The organism is Nocardiopsis suaedae, assembly GCF_027706745.1.
Taxonomy (GTDB): Bacteria; Actinomycetota; Actinomycetes; order Streptosporangiales; family Streptosporangiaceae; genus Nocardiopsis_A; species Nocardiopsis_A suaedae.
In genome coordinates this window covers 24,507-38,981 of the sequence record NZ_JAQFWP010000045.1, presented here as the reverse complement: position 1 = coordinate 38,981, position 14,475 = coordinate 24,507, and the positions used below count along the sequence as shown (strand labels likewise).

The 14,475-nt window shown below is 75.5% G+C and carries 15 protein-coding genes; 7 read left to right on the top strand and 8 right to left on the bottom strand.

All coding sequences use genetic code 11. The annotated features are described in order from the left end of the window. The first annotated feature begins 135 nt into the window (after nucleotides 1-135). From mshA to O4U47_RS21125, 3 genes are all read left to right on the top strand, one after another. Nucleotides 136-1,425: a D-inositol-3-phosphate glycosyltransferase gene (gene mshA, locus O4U47_RS21135; protein ID WP_270679673.1), complete on the top strand. Its 1,290-nt coding sequence runs from the start codon at nucleotides 136-138 to the stop codon at nucleotides 1,423-1,425. Continuing rightward, nucleotides 1,422-2,027 carry a YbjN domain-containing protein gene (locus O4U47_RS21130; RefSeq protein ID WP_270679653.1) on the top strand — a complete coding sequence of 202 codons (606 nt, stop codon included), beginning with the start codon at nucleotides 1,422-1,424 and terminating at the stop codon, nucleotides 2,025-2,027. The genes mshA and O4U47_RS21130 overlap by 4 nt, the downstream gene beginning before the upstream one ends. A gap of 171 nt (nucleotides 2,028-2,198) precedes the next feature. After that, nucleotides 2,199-2,945 carry a phosphoglyceromutase gene (locus tag O4U47_RS21125; protein WP_270679652.1) on the top strand — a complete coding sequence of 249 codons (747 nt, stop codon included), beginning with the start codon at nucleotides 2,199-2,201 and terminating at the stop codon, nucleotides 2,943-2,945. A 78-nt stretch (nucleotides 2,946-3,023) separates the two neighbouring features. On the opposite strand, the gene O4U47_RS21120 is transcribed toward O4U47_RS21125, so the two are convergent. Continuing rightward, nucleotides 3,024-3,386: a DsrE family protein gene (locus O4U47_RS21120; RefSeq protein WP_270679651.1), complete on the bottom strand. Its 363-nt coding sequence runs from the start codon at nucleotides 3,384-3,386 to the stop codon at nucleotides 3,024-3,026. 188 nt (nucleotides 3,387-3,574) lie between these two features. Then, nucleotides 3,575-4,345, bottom strand: coding sequence for a GIDE domain-containing protein (locus tag O4U47_RS21115; RefSeq protein ID WP_270679650.1), 771 nt, complete (start codon nucleotides 4,343-4,345; stop codon nucleotides 3,575-3,577). A 187-nt stretch (nucleotides 4,346-4,532) separates the two neighbouring features. Between O4U47_RS21115 and O4U47_RS21110 the strand changes: the two genes are divergently transcribed. From O4U47_RS21110 to O4U47_RS21095, 4 genes are all read left to right on the top strand, one after another. Beyond that, nucleotides 4,533-5,081, top strand: coding sequence for a nitrobindin family protein (locus tag O4U47_RS21110; protein ID WP_270679649.1), 549 nt, complete (start codon nucleotides 4,533-4,535; stop codon nucleotides 5,079-5,081). A 333-nt stretch (nucleotides 5,082-5,414) separates the two neighbouring features. Then, nucleotides 5,415-5,882, top strand: coding sequence for a Fur family transcriptional regulator (locus O4U47_RS21105; protein WP_270679648.1), 468 nt, complete (start codon nucleotides 5,415-5,417; stop codon nucleotides 5,880-5,882). Nucleotides 5,883-5,892: 10 nt separating this feature from the next. Continuing rightward, nucleotides 5,893-6,921 (top strand): CAF17-like 4Fe-4S cluster assembly/insertion protein YgfZ, encoded by a 1,029-nt coding sequence (ygfZ, locus tag O4U47_RS21100; RefSeq protein ID WP_270679647.1) that lies wholly within the window; start codon nucleotides 5,893-5,895, stop codon nucleotides 6,919-6,921. Between the two features lie 148 nt (nucleotides 6,922-7,069). Next, nucleotides 7,070-7,840 carry a GIDE domain-containing protein gene (locus O4U47_RS21095; protein WP_270679646.1) on the top strand — a complete coding sequence of 257 codons (771 nt, stop codon included), beginning with the start codon at nucleotides 7,070-7,072 and terminating at the stop codon, nucleotides 7,838-7,840. An 8-nt stretch (nucleotides 7,841-7,848) separates the two neighbouring features. Here O4U47_RS21095 and O4U47_RS21090 read toward each other — a convergent pair whose 3' ends face one another. The 6 genes from O4U47_RS21090 to O4U47_RS21065 all read right to left on the bottom strand — a co-directional run bounded on the left by O4U47_RS21090 (nucleotide 7,849) and on the right by O4U47_RS21065 (nucleotide 14,086). Then, entirely contained in the window at nucleotides 7,849-8,562 is a 714-nt protein-coding gene (locus tag O4U47_RS21090; RefSeq protein WP_270679645.1) for a type 1 glutamine amidotransferase, read from the bottom strand. Between the two features lie 18 nt (nucleotides 8,563-8,580). Continuing rightward, the gene (locus tag O4U47_RS21085; protein ID WP_270679644.1) at nucleotides 8,581-9,837 is read right to left on the bottom strand and encodes a MurT ligase domain-containing protein; all 1,257 of its coding nucleotides are present in this window, start codon (nucleotides 9,835-9,837) and stop codon (nucleotides 8,581-8,583) included. A gap of 119 nt (nucleotides 9,838-9,956) precedes the next feature. After that, a complete protein-coding gene (locus O4U47_RS21080) occupies nucleotides 9,957-11,867 on the bottom strand; it encodes a hypothetical protein (protein WP_270679643.1) in 1,911 nt (636 codons plus the stop codon). 96 nt (nucleotides 11,868-11,963) lie between these two features. Beyond that, on the bottom strand, nucleotides 11,964-12,803 hold the full coding sequence (locus O4U47_RS21075) for a DMT family transporter (RefSeq protein ID WP_270679642.1): 840 nt from the start codon (nucleotides 12,801-12,803) through the stop codon (nucleotides 11,964-11,966). 138 nt (nucleotides 12,804-12,941) lie between these two features. Continuing rightward, on the bottom strand, nucleotides 12,942-13,250 hold the full coding sequence (locus tag O4U47_RS21070; protein ID WP_270679641.1) for a DUF1416 domain-containing protein: 309 nt from the start codon (nucleotides 13,248-13,250) through the stop codon (nucleotides 12,942-12,944). Continuing rightward, a complete protein-coding gene (locus O4U47_RS21065; RefSeq protein ID WP_270679640.1) occupies nucleotides 13,247-14,086 on the bottom strand; it encodes a sulfurtransferase in 840 nt (279 codons plus the stop codon). The genes O4U47_RS21070 and O4U47_RS21065 overlap by 4 nt, the downstream gene beginning before the upstream one ends. Nucleotides 14,087-14,475: the final 389 nt, after the last annotated feature.

Sequence of the window (14,475 nt, the reverse complement as noted above, 5' to 3'; positions counted from 1 at the left end):
GCCCGCCCTGTTGTGCGGAAGGGCCCGCACCGGCGGGGCGCGGCACCGCCCCGGTGCCGCATGGAGAAGGGGGACGACAGGACAGTGGAGCCGGACAGACCGGGCGCCCCGGCCCGCGCCGACACCGGCGGCCGCATGCGCGTGGCCATGCTGAGCATGCACACCTCACCTCTCGACCAGCCCGGCACCGGCGACGCCGGGGGCATGAACGTCTACATCGTCGAGGTCGCCAAGCGGCTGGCCGAGCGCGGCGTCCAGGTGGACGTGTTCACCCGCGCCACCCGGCCCGGCCTGCCGCCCGTGGCGCACCTGGCGCCCGGCGCCGCCGTTCGGCACGTGGCCGCCGGGCCCTTCGGCGCCCTCGACAAGCTCGACCTGGCCCGCCACCTGTGCCCGTTCACCTTCGGGGTGCTGCGGGCCGAGGCCGGGCAGCACATGGGCCACTACGACGCGGTGCACGGCCACTACTGGCTCTCCGGCCGCGCCGGGCTGGCCGTCGCCCACCGGTGGGGGGTGCCGCTGGTGCAGTCCATGCACACCCTGGCCCGGGTCAAGAACCAGTCCCTGGCCGAGGGCGACGCCCCCGAGCCGGAGGTGCGGGTGCGCGGCGAGGACCAGCTCGCCCGCCACGCCGACCTGCTCGTGGCCAACACGCACGACGAGGCCGGACAGCTGGCCGGCCACTACGGCGCCGACCCGGGCCGGGTGGCGGTCGTGCCGCCCGGCGTGGACCTGGACGTGTTCACCCCCGGGGACCGCGCCGCCGCCCTGCGGCGGCTGGGCCTGCCCGCCGACGCCGTGCTGCTGCTGTTCGTCGGCCGGGTGCAGCGGCTCAAGGCCCCCGACGTGCTGCTGCGCGCCGCCGCCCGGCTGCTGGAGCGCGCCCCCTCGCTGCGCCGCCGCCTGGTGGTGTCGGTGGTCGGCGGCCTGTCCGGGAGCGGCACCGCCGAGCCGCGCCGCCTGGCCGACCTGGCCCGCTCCCTGGGCATCGCCGACGCGGTCCGGCTGGAGCCGCCGCGCGGCCGCCCCGAGCTGGCCGAGTACTACCGGGCGGCCACCGCCACCGTGGTCCCCTCCTACTCGGAGTCCTTCGGGCTGGTCGCGGTGGAGTCGCAGGCCTGCGGCACCCCGGTGGTGGCGGCCCGGGTGGGCGGGCTGCCCACGGCGGTGGCCGACGGCGCCTCCGGGGTGCTCATCGACGGCCACGACCCCGAGGACTACGCGCGGGCGCTGCAGGCGCTGGCCGAGCGCCCGGCGCTGCGCGACGCGATGGGCGAGGCCGGGGTGGCGCACGCCGCCGGGCTGAGCTGGTCGGCCACGGCCGAGGGCCTGCTGCGCGGCTACCGGGCGGCCGCCGCCGGTGCCACCGCGGCGGCCGCGGGTCCCGCCGGGTCGGGCGCCGCGGCCGAGGCGTGGGCCGGATGACCGGGGCACACGCGGAGGCGGGCACCATGGAGGGCATGGACACCCCGACGGGAACCCGGGCGGCGGCCGCCGAGGCCGTGGACGCCGCGGTGCGCGAGGCCGAGCTGGAGTACGAACGGCCGCGGCCGGGCGCCTTCCTGGTCACGCTGCCCGGCGTGCGCAAGCTCAAGACGCTGGTCTGGCTGGACGTGGGCGCGCACAGCCTGCTGGTCAAGTCGTTCTTCTGCCGCCACCCCGATGAGAACGCCGACGGCTTCTACCGGTGGCTGCTGCAGCGCAACGAGGAGACCTACGGGATGGCGTTCTCGGCCGACGCGGCCGGGGACGTCTACATCACCGGGCGCCTGCCGCTGTCGGCGATCACCCCCGACGAGGTGGACCGGCTGCTGGGGTGCGTGCTCACCTACTCCGACGAGAACTTCAACACGGCGCTGGAGCTGGGCTTCGCCACCTCCATCCGCAAGGAGTGGGCGTGGCGCGTCAAGAGCGGGCACAGCCTCCGGAACCTGGAGGCCTTCCGGCACCTGGTCGCCGGGGAGGGGGCCGGAACGTCCGTGAACGGCGCCGGGCCGACCGGGCCGACCGGCCCGGGGACTCGCTAGGGCATGTTTCCCGGAGGCTCTTCGATCAGCGAGCGGCCAGCCGGGGCGGCGCTCGCAAGACGGGGCGCGAAGTTCATCCTGGTTGGCTGTTCGAGCGTTCCGGCGCAGCAAGCGTCGTTCTGGTGGTCGCGAGCCGAAAACGGTCCGGGAAACATGCCCTAGGCTGGCGGCATGGGCAAGCTGGTTCTGCTGCGACACGGCGAGAGTGTCTGGAATGCCGAAGGACTGTTCACCGGCTGGGTGGACGTCGACCTTTCCCCGACCGGTGAGGCCGAGGCCCGCAAGGGCGGCGAGCTCCTCGCCGCGGCGGGCATCCGTCCGAAGGCGGTGCACACCTCGGTCCTCAAGCGGGCGATCCGCACCGCGAACATCGCGCTCGACGCCGCGGACCTGCACTGGCTCCCCGTGGAGCGGAGCTGGCGGCTGAACGAGCGCCACTACGGGGCCCTCCAGGGCAAGGACAAGGCGCAGACGCGCGAGGAGTACGGCGAAGAGCAGTTCATGGTCTGGCGCCGCTCCTACGACACGCCTCCGCCGCCGATCGCCGACGGCGATCCCTACTCCCAGCACGGCGACCCGCGCTACGCCGACCTCCCGCCGGAGCTGATGCCGCGCACCGAGTGCCTGGCCGACGTGGTGGACCGGATGCTGCCGTACTGGTACGACGCGATCGTGCCGGAGCTGGCCGCCGGGGGCACGGTGCTGGTGGCGGCGCACGGCAACTCGCTGCGGGCGCTGGTCAAGCACCTGGACGGGGTCTCCGACGAGGCCATCGCCGGGCTGAACATCCCCACCGGCATCCCGCTGGTGTACGAGCTGAACGACGACTTCACCCCGCGCAAGGCGGGCGGCGAGTACCTCGACCCGGAGGCCGCCAAGGACGCCATCGAGGCCGTGAAGAACCAGGGCAGCAAGTAGGACCGCGGGGAGCGCCCGCCCCAGGACCGCCCGGCCCGCCGTGCCCCGCACGGCGGGCCCCGTCGTTCCGGGGGCGGATCAGTACACGAGCGCCTGGGCGCCCTCGGCCAGGGCCTCCTCGACGAAGGTGGGGGCCCCGGCGATGCGCACCCCCGGGCGCAGGTCGTCCTCGGCCAGGCCGCGCCGGGCCGCGCACTGGGTGCACACGGTCACGGTCCCGGCCGCCAGTACGCCCTCCAGCAGGTCGGCCAGCGGGGCGGCGTGCGGCAGGTCGAACGCCTCCGCACGGCCGGGGACCGCGAACCAGGCGGCCTCCCCGGTCAGCCAGAGCGACACCCGCGCCCCCGCCGCGGCCGCCGCCGCGGCCACCGTGAACCCCTGATTGCACCGCTCGGGGGCCTCGTCGCCCGCCGTGACCTTGATCACCATCGTCCGCGTCATGGGGGCCACCCTAGGGGGTGTTGTGCGGATCATGGCCGTAGCGAGCGGCGTCCAGGTGCGTTCATCGCAAGGACGAAGAGGGAGTCAGCCTGGGTGCGCTGTCGACCGATGAGGACGCAGCGAGGGGCGTGCCCGGGCGTCGCGCAGTAGGTCGTGATCCGCACAACACCCCCTAGTGCCCGGGTCCGTCAGACCGCGCCGAGGACCATGAGCAGTCCGGCGCAGGCCGAGGCGAGGGTGCCGCCGCCGAACAGCAGCGCCTGGCGGCGGCTCCGCGCGGCCCCTGGGCCGCCGGGCGCCGTGCCCAGCCGCTCGATGCGCACCCGCCCGTCCGGAGGCGCGGCGACCACGGGCCGGCCGCCGCGCAGCTCCACCCGGCCGGACACCGCCACCGGGTCGCCCGGCCGCAGCACCCATTCGCGGTACTCGAATTCGATGGTCTCGCCGCGGAACAGCCCCCAGATGCGCCCCTTGACCCGGGGCAGCAGGTCGTCCGCGGGCGCCTTGACGCCCTTCTCCGGGCGGCCGACCACCCGCTGCAGCGCCAGGTCCGCGCCGATGACCTCGGCGTCGGCGGGGTCCACCAGCACCGGCGCCGCCGCGCCCTTCTCGCCCGGGGCGAGAAGGGCGAACGGCTCCTCGGAGGTGTATTCGGCGATGGAGTCGGCGCGGCGGTCGCGCTCGCCGCCCTCCGCCTCGGACTCCACCGGCCAGTAGTGCCGCAGCACACCGTGCCCGTGCCAGACGCAGGGCAGCCGGGCCAGCCGCGATTCGGCGGCCCCGTCCGGGCCGGCCGCCGCCGTCCCGGTGAGGGTCACGTCCTCGCCCCGCATCGCCGCCAGTGCGCGCGGCCGGACCCGCTCGATCCCCCGTTGGGCCGCGTACCGGCGCACGGCCCGCGCCGCCAGGACGGCCAGAACCGCTGCGGCGGCGATGAGGACCGCCCCGATCACCACCATCGTCTAGGTCCCCGTCCCCCGCTCGTCGTCCCGCTGTCGTGCCCCTCTTCTTTACCAGCTCCGGGCGCGGCCGCGCCCCGGGAGCCGCTGTGGGGCGGCCCATAGCCCTCCCCCGGCGCCGCGGGAGGGGCGCGCCCGGGCCAGAGGTGACCGGGGCACCGTTCCGGCGCCGCTACCCTCGGACATTATGCAGCCGGATCTACACCCCGATCTCGAAAAGCTGTCCTTCCTGATCGGCCGCTGGGAGGGCGTGGGCGTCGCAGGCTACGAGGGCACCGAGGAGTTCCAGTTCGGCCAGCGGGTCGAGTTCTCCTACGAGGGCGGCCCGTTCCTGGCCTACAGCGCGCAGGCCTGGCGGATGAACCGGGACGGCACGCTCGGCGAGTACGTCACCTCCGAGAGCGGCTACTGGCGGGTGCGCCCGCCGGGCACCGAGCGCCCCGAGGGCGCGGGCGAGGACGTGCCGCCGGTCCACGTGGAGGCGCTGATCGCGCACCCGGAGGGCTTCAACGAGGTCTACCTGGGCAACGTGTTCGCCAACCGGGTGGAGATGTCCACCGACGCGGTGCTGCGCACCGAGACCGGCCTGGAGGTCACCGCGGGGCACCGGCTCTACGGGCTGTTCGGGGACGACCGGGAGATCCTCGGCTACGCGTGGGACATGGCCGCCCAGGGCCACGAGCTGCGCTCGTACATGTCCGCCCAGCTCAAGAAGGCGGGCGGCGGCGAGGACTGAGGGTCCGCGCCGTTCAGGGGACGCGAGAAGGCCCCCGGGGTTCCTCCGCCTCGCGGCGGGGCCGGCTGGACAAAGTCCGGCCTCCCAGGGGCCTCGGTGGTCCGCTTTGGATTCGCCAGTGGCGATCCGCGCCAACGGACGCCCTAGCGGGCGGCCACCTCGCAAGTCCTAAGAGAAATCATCTTCAGGACCACCTCCTTTCTAGCGTGGGACCGACACTACGTCCGGGGCTCTCGGAGGGGCAAAGGGTTTTTTCCACGGGGGTCGCACCGGCCCCTCCGCCCCCGCCGGGGCGGCGCCCCCGCACCCCCGCGGAGCCGTAGACTCGGTGACATGTCCCACCGCACCTGGCGGGAAGAGCTCCGCTCCCGCGGCTACCGCGTCACGCCCCAGCGGCAACTGGTGCTGGAGGCGGTGCGCGAGCTGGAGCACGCCACCCCCGAGGCCATCGGCAACCGCGTGCGCGAGACCGCCGAAGGGCTGAACACCTCGACCGTCTACCGCACCCTGGACCTGCTGGAGCGGGTCGGCCTGGTCACCCACACCCACCTGGGACACGGCGCGCCCTCCTACCACCTCACCGAGGACGCCGACCACCTGCACGTGGTGTGCCGGGGCTGCGGCACCGCCTCGGACGCCCCGCTGGAGCTCGCCGACGGCCTGGTGCGCGGCCTGGCCGCCGAGTCCGGCTTCCGCGCCGACGCCCGCCACCTGACCGTCTACGGGCTGTGCCGGGAGTGCGCGGCGGAGGAGGCGGACGCGGCCGGAGCCGGGACGACCGGGACGGGCGCGACCGCATAGGCTCGGGGGTATGAGCTCTCCGCTGCTGGCCCGCCCCGGGGCGGTCCCCGCCGAAGCACCCGACGCCGACGTCGCCGCGCACTACGGCGAACCCGTGCAGGAGGGGCGCGCGATGGAGCGCGCCTCGGCCTGGACCGACCGCTCCGACCGCGCGGTCGTGCGGGTGGTGGGCCCCGACCGGCTGACCCTGCTGCACAGCCTCACCAGCCAGGCGATGGAGGGCATGGCCCCCGGGACGGCCTCCGAGGCCCTGCTGATGGACGCCAACGGCCGCATCCGCCACCACATGGCGGTGCTGGAGGACGGCGCCGCCGTGTGGCTGCACACCGAGCCCGGGCAGGGCGCGGAGCTGGCCGGCTTCCTGGACAGGATGCGCTTCATGATGCGGGTCGAGGTGGAGGACCTGACCGACGCCCGGGCCGTGCTCACCCTCACCGGGCCCGACCGGCGGCGCGCCCTTGAGGCCGCGGCCGACGCGGTCGGGGACGCCCCGGTCCGCCGCGCCGGCGATGAGACGGACCTGCTGGTCGAGCGCGGGGCCCTCGCGGCGGTCGCCTCCGCGCTGACCGACGCCGGGGCCCGCCCGGCCGGCCTGTGGGCCTATGAGGCGGCCCGCATCGCCGCGCACCGCCCGCGCCAGGGCCTGGACACCGACGAGCGCGCCATCCCGCACGAGGCGGGCTGGGTGGGCGGCGCGGTCCACCTGGACAAGGGGTGCTACCCCGGGCAGGAGACGGTGGCCCGGGTGCACAACCTGGGGCGCCCGCCGCGCCGCCTGGTCATGCTGCACCTGGACGGCACCGCCGAGCGGCTGCCCGCGCGCGGCGCGGCCGTGGAGCTGGACGGCCGTTCGGTCGGGTTCGTCGGCACCTCGGCCCGCCACCACGAGCTCGGGCCGGTCGCGCTGGGCTTGGTGAAGCGGAACGTGCCGGTGGACGCCGAGTTCACCGTGGACGGCGTGGCCGCCGCCCAGGAGGTGGTGGTGCCGCCGGACACCGGGGCGAACGCGAACATCGGCCTGCGCCGCACGCCGCGATAGGAAAGGGCGCTGTCCTACCCTTCCGCCGTCTTAGCGAAACCTGTACACCGTGGGTCATTGCCCCGGCACCGAACGCGGGTATACGCATTGATGCGGGCCCGCCACCGCCGACGGGCCCGGTGACCTGGACCTGCCCACGGAGGCGACGGTGGACGGAATCGCGGCGACCCTGCACTTGATCGCACTGGCCCTGATCGGGCTCGGCGCCTACCTGCTGCTGCGGGCGCTCAAGGCCAGACGGCACCGCCTCCGGCTGCAGAACACCCCGCTGCTGACCACCGAGGAGCTCCGGGGCCTGACGGACCCGCCCCCGGCCGTGGAGGTGGCGGCCACCGCCGAGCCGGGGCCGGAGGGGCCGCTGACGGCGCCGTTCTCCCGGACCCCGTGCGTGTGGTACCGGATCGAGGCGGTGCACCACCACTACCGCACGACGGCCGGGGACCGGCTGCAGCCCGACCGGCTGCTGCTGGAGCAGTCGGAGGCCGGGTTCCGGCTCCGCGACGGCCGCGGCTCCCTGCACTGCGTGCCCGCCGGGGCCGACGTGGAGGACGCCGAGCCGCACTACGACCGGTTCGTGCCCTCGGCCGCCGCGCACGGGCGCGAGGACGTGCCCACGCGGCCGCCGTCGGGGACGGCCACCCTGGACGCCGCCGCCCCCAGCGGCCTCACCCCGGGCGTGAGCTACCGGGAGTGGGCGGTGCTGCCCGGCCAGACCCTGTTCGTGCGCGGGGCCCCGGTGCGGGGGGAGGACGGCGAGGTGCGCCTGGCGTCGTCGCCGCAGACCCCGCTCACCCTGTCCACCCGCACCCACCGGGAGCTGGTGCGCGCCGACCTCAACCGCGAGGCGCTGGGGTACACGGTCCTCCCGGCGGCGGTGGCCCTGCTGGCGGGGCTGTTGCTGCTGCTCGAAACGGGCTGACCCGGGCCCTACTGCAGCGCCGCCGCCAGGCGCTCCTCGTGGAGGCGCTCGCCCCAGGCCGGGGGCAGCGGGGCCAGCTCGCCCACCCGCCAGCTCAGCAGCATGTCGGCCAGGGCGGGGTTGCGCGGCAGGGCCGGGCCGTGCAGGTAGGTGCCGAGCACCTGCCCCTGGACGGCGCCCTCGGTGCCGCTGCCGTTGCCGATTCCGGCGACCGTGGCCGACAGCGGGCGCGCCGACGGCCCGACCGCCGTGCGGCCCTGGTGGTTCTCGAAGCCGGTGATGCGCCCGGCCCCCAGGGCCGGGTCCACGTCGGCGACGATCTCCCCGACCGCGCGGGTCTCCCCCCGGCCGCTGCGCACGTCGAGGATCCCCACCCCGGGCAGCGGGTTGTCGTCGTCGTCGCCGAAGCTCTCGCCGACGATCTGGTACCCGGCGCACACCGCGAACACCGCGGCGCCCGCCTCGGCGGCCCGCTTCAGCCCGCCGTCGGAGCGCAGCCGCTGGGCGGCCAGGGTCTGCGGGCGGTCCTCGCCGCCGCCGAGCAGGTACACGTCGCCCTGCTCGGGCACCGGGTCGCTGGAGAGCACCCGCACCGTCTCGGTGGGGATGCCCCGCAGCTCGGCGCGGCGCTTGAGGACCAGCACGTTGCCCTGGTCCCCGTAAGTGCTGAGCAGGTCCGGGTAGATCCAGACGATGCGCAGGGCGCTGCTCGTGTCGCTCATCTCACCTGTCCTCGTCGCCTACTGGACGCGGCCGTAGGCCGCGCGGATCTGCTGGAAGGCCGTGTAGTTGGCGATGACGTCGACCTTGGGCAGGTCGGGGCGCTCGGCCTTGAGGCGGCCGACCACGTCGTCCACCCGGTCGGCGACCTCGAAGGGCACCCCGTCGGTCTCCAGCCGCAGCGCCAGGTCGGTGCGGCGCTCGCCGAGCACGAACACCCTGCGGTCGGCCAGCACGGTGTAGTCCACGTCCCACAGCCAGGAGGTGTCCTTGCCGTCGGGGACCTGGGCGTTGACCGACAGCAGCACCGGAACGTCGGGCGGGCCGAGCACCGCGAAGGACTCCAGCCACCCGGCCGGGTTCTTCGCCAGCAGCAGCCGCACCTCGGTGCCGTGGGTGACGACCGAGGTGTAGCGCCCGGCCACCGAGCGGATCTCGCGCAGGCGCGGCAGCGACTGCTTGGGGTGGATGCCGTAGGCCGCGCCGACCGCCATGGCGACGGCCGCGTTGGAGCGGTTGGCGTCGCCGGGCAGGTTCAGCTGCATGCCGAAGCGCACGCCGTTGGGGTCCACGACGACGTCGTCGTCGTTGTCCACCGCCCAGGAGGCCTCGGGGCGGGCCAGCCCGCACTCGGGGCACTCCCAGTAGGGGTCGGGGTCGCGCTTGAGGTGGCCGCCGCACTCGGGGCAGCACCAGGAGTCCTCTTTCCAGCGCTGCCCGGCCGACACCCAGGTGGCGTGCCGCGCGCCCAGGCCCGCCCAGGCGACCAGCGGGTCGTCGGCGTTGGCCACCACGTGGGTCTCGCTGCTGCGCAGTGCGTCCCGCCACTTCTTGGCCAGCAGGTTGATCTCCGAGGCGCGGTCCATCTGGTCCCGGCTGAGGTTCATCAGCACGGTGACCGCCGGGTTGGTGGCCTTGATCACCTGCGGGAGGTACTTCTCGTCGACCTCCAGCACGCCGTTGCGCGCGTCGGGGCTGTTGGCCAGGGCGGTGATGTGCCCGGTGGGCATGTTGGCGCCCTGCTCGTTGGTGGCGATGTCGCCGAGCTCGCGCAGCGCGGCGGCGATCAGCCGCGTGGTGGTGGTCTTGCCGTTGGTGGCGCTGACCAGCGTCAGCCTCCGCCCCCGGGCGAGCTTGCCGAGCAGGTCGGGCTCGACCTTGAGGGCCACGCGCCCGCCGATGACCGAGCCGTCCCCGCGGCCGGTGGCCCGGGACAGCGACGCCGCGCTTTTGCCCAGGACGGACGCGAGCTGGGCACGCAAGGGAAGTTCGCTCATGATCCCCACTAGGTTTCCACTGGGAGCACCGGCCCGGGGCCGCGGGGGCACCGCCGGCCACAGGCTTCGGTATCCAAGGGTATTGCCCGCGGCCCGTGGCACGCCCCACGGACACCGCCCTACCGCGCGCCGTCCGCCTCCCCGCGCCAGTCCAGGCGCTCCGGGGGCGGCCCCAGGTTCGCCGGCGGGTCCCCGTCGTCCGTCGGCCCGCCGCCGCCCTCGACCGGCACGGCTCCGCCGAGGAGCCCCTCCTCCACCGTGGCCAGGGTGGCGGTCGCCAACGTCAGGATGCCCGGGTTGGCGTCGGCCAGCACAGCGCCGCCCTCCCCGGGGACCAGCATCGCCGTCGGCGGGAGCGAGCGCAGGCCGTGCACGTCGGCGCGGAGCGGCCGCGGGTCGCCGTCCACGTCCACCGGCGCCGCCTGGGCGGTGGCCCGGCCCCACGCCGAGGCGGCGCGCAGGTGGCGCACCAGGTCCAGCGGGGCCACCGGGGCCGGGGCGCGCACGGCCGTGGGCACCGTCGCCGCCCGCGCCGGATCCTCCTGCTCGGCGTAGCCGTCGGCGACGCTGCCGCTCAGCGCCTCGCCGATCACCTCGGAGAGCCGGTGCAGCCGCACCTCGGGCACCTCGCCGAACCACTCCGCCAGGCGGGCGGCCGGGCGGGGGCCGGGCTGGCGCATCACCACCGGCATCCGGCCGGGACCGTCCACCCGGGCCATCGCCTCGTCCCCGGCCTCCGGGAAGACGAGCACCAGGCCCGCCCCGGCGCGGGCGGCGGCCTCCTCCAGGCGGTCCAGCTCGGCGGCGGGCACCGCGTCGGCACCGCACACCGCCACCGCCCCGCTGCTCCAGGGGGCGCCGCCCTCCCCGCGCTCCAGCAGGCGGCACAGCCCCGCCACCGCGTAGGCCCCGTAGGCGCGGGCCGCCACCTCCCCGGCGGCCCGGTCGGTGGCCAGCACGCTCACCTGCGCCGGGGGCTCGTCTTCGGCGCGTGAGCCGACCCCTTCGAAGGGCGCCAGGTGCCGCTCCAGCTCCCAGGCGCGGTCGGCGGTGGCCCGGTCGGTGCCGCAGGCCGCGCGGACGGCCGCGCGCCGCTCGGCGTCCAGCAGCTCCAGCGAGGGGTCGTCGTGCGCGTCGTCGTCCGGGGCGGCCACCGCGCGCAGGGCGGCCAGCACGGCGTCGGTCCCGGCGGCGGCGCCGAGCACCCCGAGCACGTCCTCCAGCAGGCCGCGGTCGCGCTCGGCGTCGGACTTGGGGTCGGCGGCCGCGGCCACGGCGGCCAGGGTGCGCGCCCGCTCCCCGGCCTCCAGGCCGGTGCCCAGGGTGAGCCGCGGCAGGTCGGCGGGGAGCACCCGCACCCGGGCCCGCGCACCGCAGTGCCGGGCCAGCGCCACCAGGTCCCCGGCCACGGCGCGGCCGGACAGGTCGACCACGGACAGGCCGCCGCCGTCGGCCAGGCGGGCCGCGCCCAGCCCCGTCAGCAGCGCCGACCACCCGGCGTCGGTGCCGCCGACCACGACGACGGCGCGCACCCCGGCGGGCGGCTCGAAGGCGTACCAGCGCGGCTGCGCCTCGAAGGCGCGGCGGCGGACCCTCCACCGCCGGTACTCCTCGGCGTGCTCCTCCTGGCGGCGGCGCAGGTCCTCCTCGTCGGCGCGGCGCCGCTCGGCCAGGCGCTCCCGCTCGCGCGCGGCCCGCTCGGCCGCGACCGCGCGGCTCTGCAGCAGCGCCACCACGATCGGGGCGGCCACGGCCAGGCAGGCCAGCACGGCGGCGAAGGCCAGCAGCCCCGGCAGCACCCGCAGCGGCCACAGCCCCAGGGCGAGTGCGGCCACGGCGCCCAGGCCGCACAGGGCCGCCTTCAGCGGGCGGTCGGTGGCGGCCTCGGAACCGCGGCGGGTGGACGCGCGGGCGGCGTCGGTGCGGTCGGCCGGAGCGGGCCTGCGGGGAGGCGCGCCGGGGTCGGGCACCGGCACCGCGTGCCGCCAGCCGATGCGCACCGTCCGCTGCCGGGGGGATCGGACCGCCACCGCCGCACCTCCTGGTGATCACAGCGCGTGTGGGGAAATGCTGTCAGGGCGAGGACGAGTTGTCACGACCTTGCCGGAAATGCCCCCCGGCGCCCGTCAGAGGTTGAGCAGGGCGATGCCGGCGGCGACGACCGCCGCCGAGACGACCTTCACCCGGCCCAGCCCCTCCCGGAAGACCACGGCGGCGATCACCGCGCCGAAGACGATGCCGGTCTCGCGCAGTGCGGCCACGGCGGCCAGGTTCCCCATGGTCTGGGCCCACAGCACGAGGCCGTATGCGGCCATGGACATCACGCCGCCCACGGCTCCGATCCGCCACACCGGGCGCAGCTGGGCGGGCAGGGCGCCGCGGCGCAGTACGGCGGCGGCGATGAGGAACCATGGGCCCTCCAGCACCATGAGCCACGCGAGGTAGGCCAGCGGGTCGCCGGAGGCCCGCACCCCGATGCCGTCCACCACGGTGTACCCGGCGATCATGACGCCGGTGAGCAGGGCGGCGCCGAGCGCGGGGAGCTGGGCCCGGCCGGGCGTCCCGCCCGCGAACACCAGCGCGGTCAGCCCGGCCGAGACCACCAGCACCCCGGCCAGGTGCACGGGGGTGAGGGTCTCGCCGACGAGCACGGCGGCGCCGATGGCCACCAGCCACGGGGAGGTGCCCCGGGCCAGCGGGTAGACCTGCCCGAAGTCGCCCAGGCGGTAGGAGAGCATGAGGAAGCCCATGTAGCCCACGTGCAGCACCGCCGACAGCCCCAGCGCGGGCCAGGAGGCGGGGTCGGGGACCCCGGCGTAGGCGGCGGTGGCGGCCCCGGCGACGGTTCCGGCGCCGCCGATGAGCGCGAAGCCGATGAGGCGGTCGGTGACGGCGTGGGCGATGGCGTTCCAGGCCGCGTGCAGGAGGGCGGCGGCCAGGACGGCGAAGAAGGCGATGCTGGACATGGGATCGGCCCCACCCTAGCGTCCCTGCATACAGTCCTATGATCCGGCCTGCCCCGCGTTGATCTCGGGAGGAACGACGGAAGGCGGGGCACCTTCCGGTGCCCCGCCTCCTCGGCGCTCTCAGGCGCCCTCTCGGCCTCAGGCCTCCACGCGCAGCTCCACGCGCTTGCCCACCTGCGCCTCGACGGCGTACTCGGCGGAGAAGCCCTGGGACGCCAGGACCTTCACCTTCCAGTCGCCGTCGGCGGCGAAGAACCGGAAGGTCCCCTCCTCGCCGGTGGCCACCTCGCCCACGAAGTCGCCGTCACCGCTGAGCAGCCGCGCGTAGGCACCGCTGAGCGGGGCGCCGGCGCGGGTCACCACGCCCTCGATGACCGCCTGGTCCTTGGCATCGCCCTCGGCGATGGCGACCCCGCCGACCGGGGCGCCGCATCCGTCCGCGCTCACTTGGCCTCCCCCAGCTCCACCGGGACCCCCACCAGGGAGCCGTACTCGGTCCAGGAGCCGTCGTAGTTCTTCACGTTGTCCAGGCCCAGCAGCTCGTGCAGGGCGAACCAGGTGTGCGAGGAGCGCTCGCCGATCCGGCAGTAGGCGATGATGTCGGAGCCCAGGTCCACCCCGGCCTCCGTGTACAGCTCGCGCAGCTCCTCGTCGGACTTGAAGGTGCCGTCCTCGTTGGCGGTCTTGGCCCACGGGATGTTGCGGGCGGTGGGGATGTGCCCCGGGCGCTGCGAGGTCTCCTGCGGCAGGTGCGCGGGGGCCAGCAGCTTGCCGGTGAACTCGTCGGGCGAGCGCACGTCCACCAGCCCCTTGGTGCCGATGGCCTCGACGACCTCGTCGCGGAACGCGCGGATGGAGGCGTCCTGCTCCTCGGCGGTGTAGGAAGTGGCCGGGCGCTCGGGCACCTCCTCCACCAGCTCGCGGGACTCCAGCTCCCACTTCTTGCGGCCGCCGTCGAGCAGCTTGGTGCTCTGGTGGCCGTAGAGGCGGAAGTACCAGTAGGCGTAGGCGGCGAACCAGTTGTTGTTCCCGCCGTAGAGCACCACGGTGTCGTCGTTGGCGATGCCGCGCTCGGACAGCAGCCTCTCGAAGCCGGTCCGGTCCACGAAGTCCCGGCGGACCGGGTCCTGGAGGTCCTTCTTCCAGTCGATCTTGATCGCGTTGCGGATGTGGCCCTTGTCGTAGGCCGACGTGTCCTCGTCGACCTCGACCAGGACCACCTTCGGGTCGTCCAGGTGAGCCTCCACCCAGTCGGCGTCCACCAGGACGTCGGAGCGGCTCATGGGGAACCTCCATAAATCGGAATCGTGCAGCGGCGGTGAGAGGGGTGCGCGCACGGCGCCGCGCCCGGCCGGTACCGGTCGGCTGTCGGGGTCGCGGGTTCTGCGGAGGACGGCTGCGGTCGTGGCCGTCCGTCCCTGCCGTGGAGCCGCATGGGCGATGCTCCCTGTCGCGTGGGCGGCGCCGGAGGGCGTGGCGGGTCGTACGCGCGGCATCGGCGGCGCCGGGCGCCCGGGCCGACGGAGGGGCCGGGGCGCGGAGGACCGCTCTACAGGGAAGGCAGACAGAGCGCGGCGGCGACGTGGCAGTAGTCCACCGCCCGCCGCTTCGTCAGAAACGCGCCTGCCAAAGATTCCACGGCACTGATCGTACGGGGCCGCCCGCCGCCTTG

Bases quoted from the DNA above. Each gene is read 5' to 3' on its own strand.
- O4U47_RS21125 (WP_270679652.1), top strand. From the start codon at position 2,199: ATGGGCAAGCTGGTTCTGCTGCGACACGGCGAGAGTGTCTGGAATGCC.
- O4U47_RS21105 (WP_270679648.1), top strand. From the start codon at position 5,415: ATGTCCCACCGCACCTGGCGGGAAGAGCTCCGCTCCCGCGGCTACCGC.
- O4U47_RS21065 (WP_270679640.1), bottom strand. From the start codon at position 14,086: ATGAGCCGCTCCGACGTCCTGGTGGACGCCGACTGGGTGGAGGCTCAC.
- O4U47_RS21110 (WP_270679649.1), top strand. From the start codon at position 4,533: ATGCAGCCGGATCTACACCCCGATCTCGAAAAGCTGTCCTTCCTGATC.
- O4U47_RS21130 (WP_270679653.1), top strand. From the start codon at position 1,422: ATGACCGGGGCACACGCGGAGGCGGGCACCATGGAGGGCATGGACACC.
- O4U47_RS21075 (WP_270679642.1), bottom strand. From the start codon at position 12,803: ATGTCCAGCATCGCCTTCTTCGCCGTCCTGGCCGCCGCCCTCCTGCAC.
- mshA (WP_270679673.1), top strand. From the start codon at position 136: ATGCGCGTGGCCATGCTGAGCATGCACACCTCACCTCTCGACCAGCCC.
- ygfZ (WP_270679647.1), top strand. From the start codon at position 5,893: ATGAGCTCTCCGCTGCTGGCCCGCCCCGGGGCGGTCCCCGCCGAAGCA.
- O4U47_RS21085 (WP_270679644.1), bottom strand. From the start codon at position 9,837: ATGAGCGAACTTCCCTTGCGTGCCCAGCTCGCGTCCGTCCTGGGCAAA.
- O4U47_RS21090 (WP_270679645.1), bottom strand. From the start codon at position 8,562: ATGAGCGACACGAGCAGCGCCCTGCGCATCGTCTGGATCTACCCGGAC.
- O4U47_RS21115 (WP_270679650.1), bottom strand. From the start codon at position 4,345: ATGGTGGTGATCGGGGCGGTCCTCATCGCCGCCGCAGCGGTTCTGGCC.
- O4U47_RS21120 (WP_270679651.1), bottom strand. From the start codon at position 3,386: ATGACGCGGACGATGGTGATCAAGGTCACGGCGGGCGACGAGGCCCCC.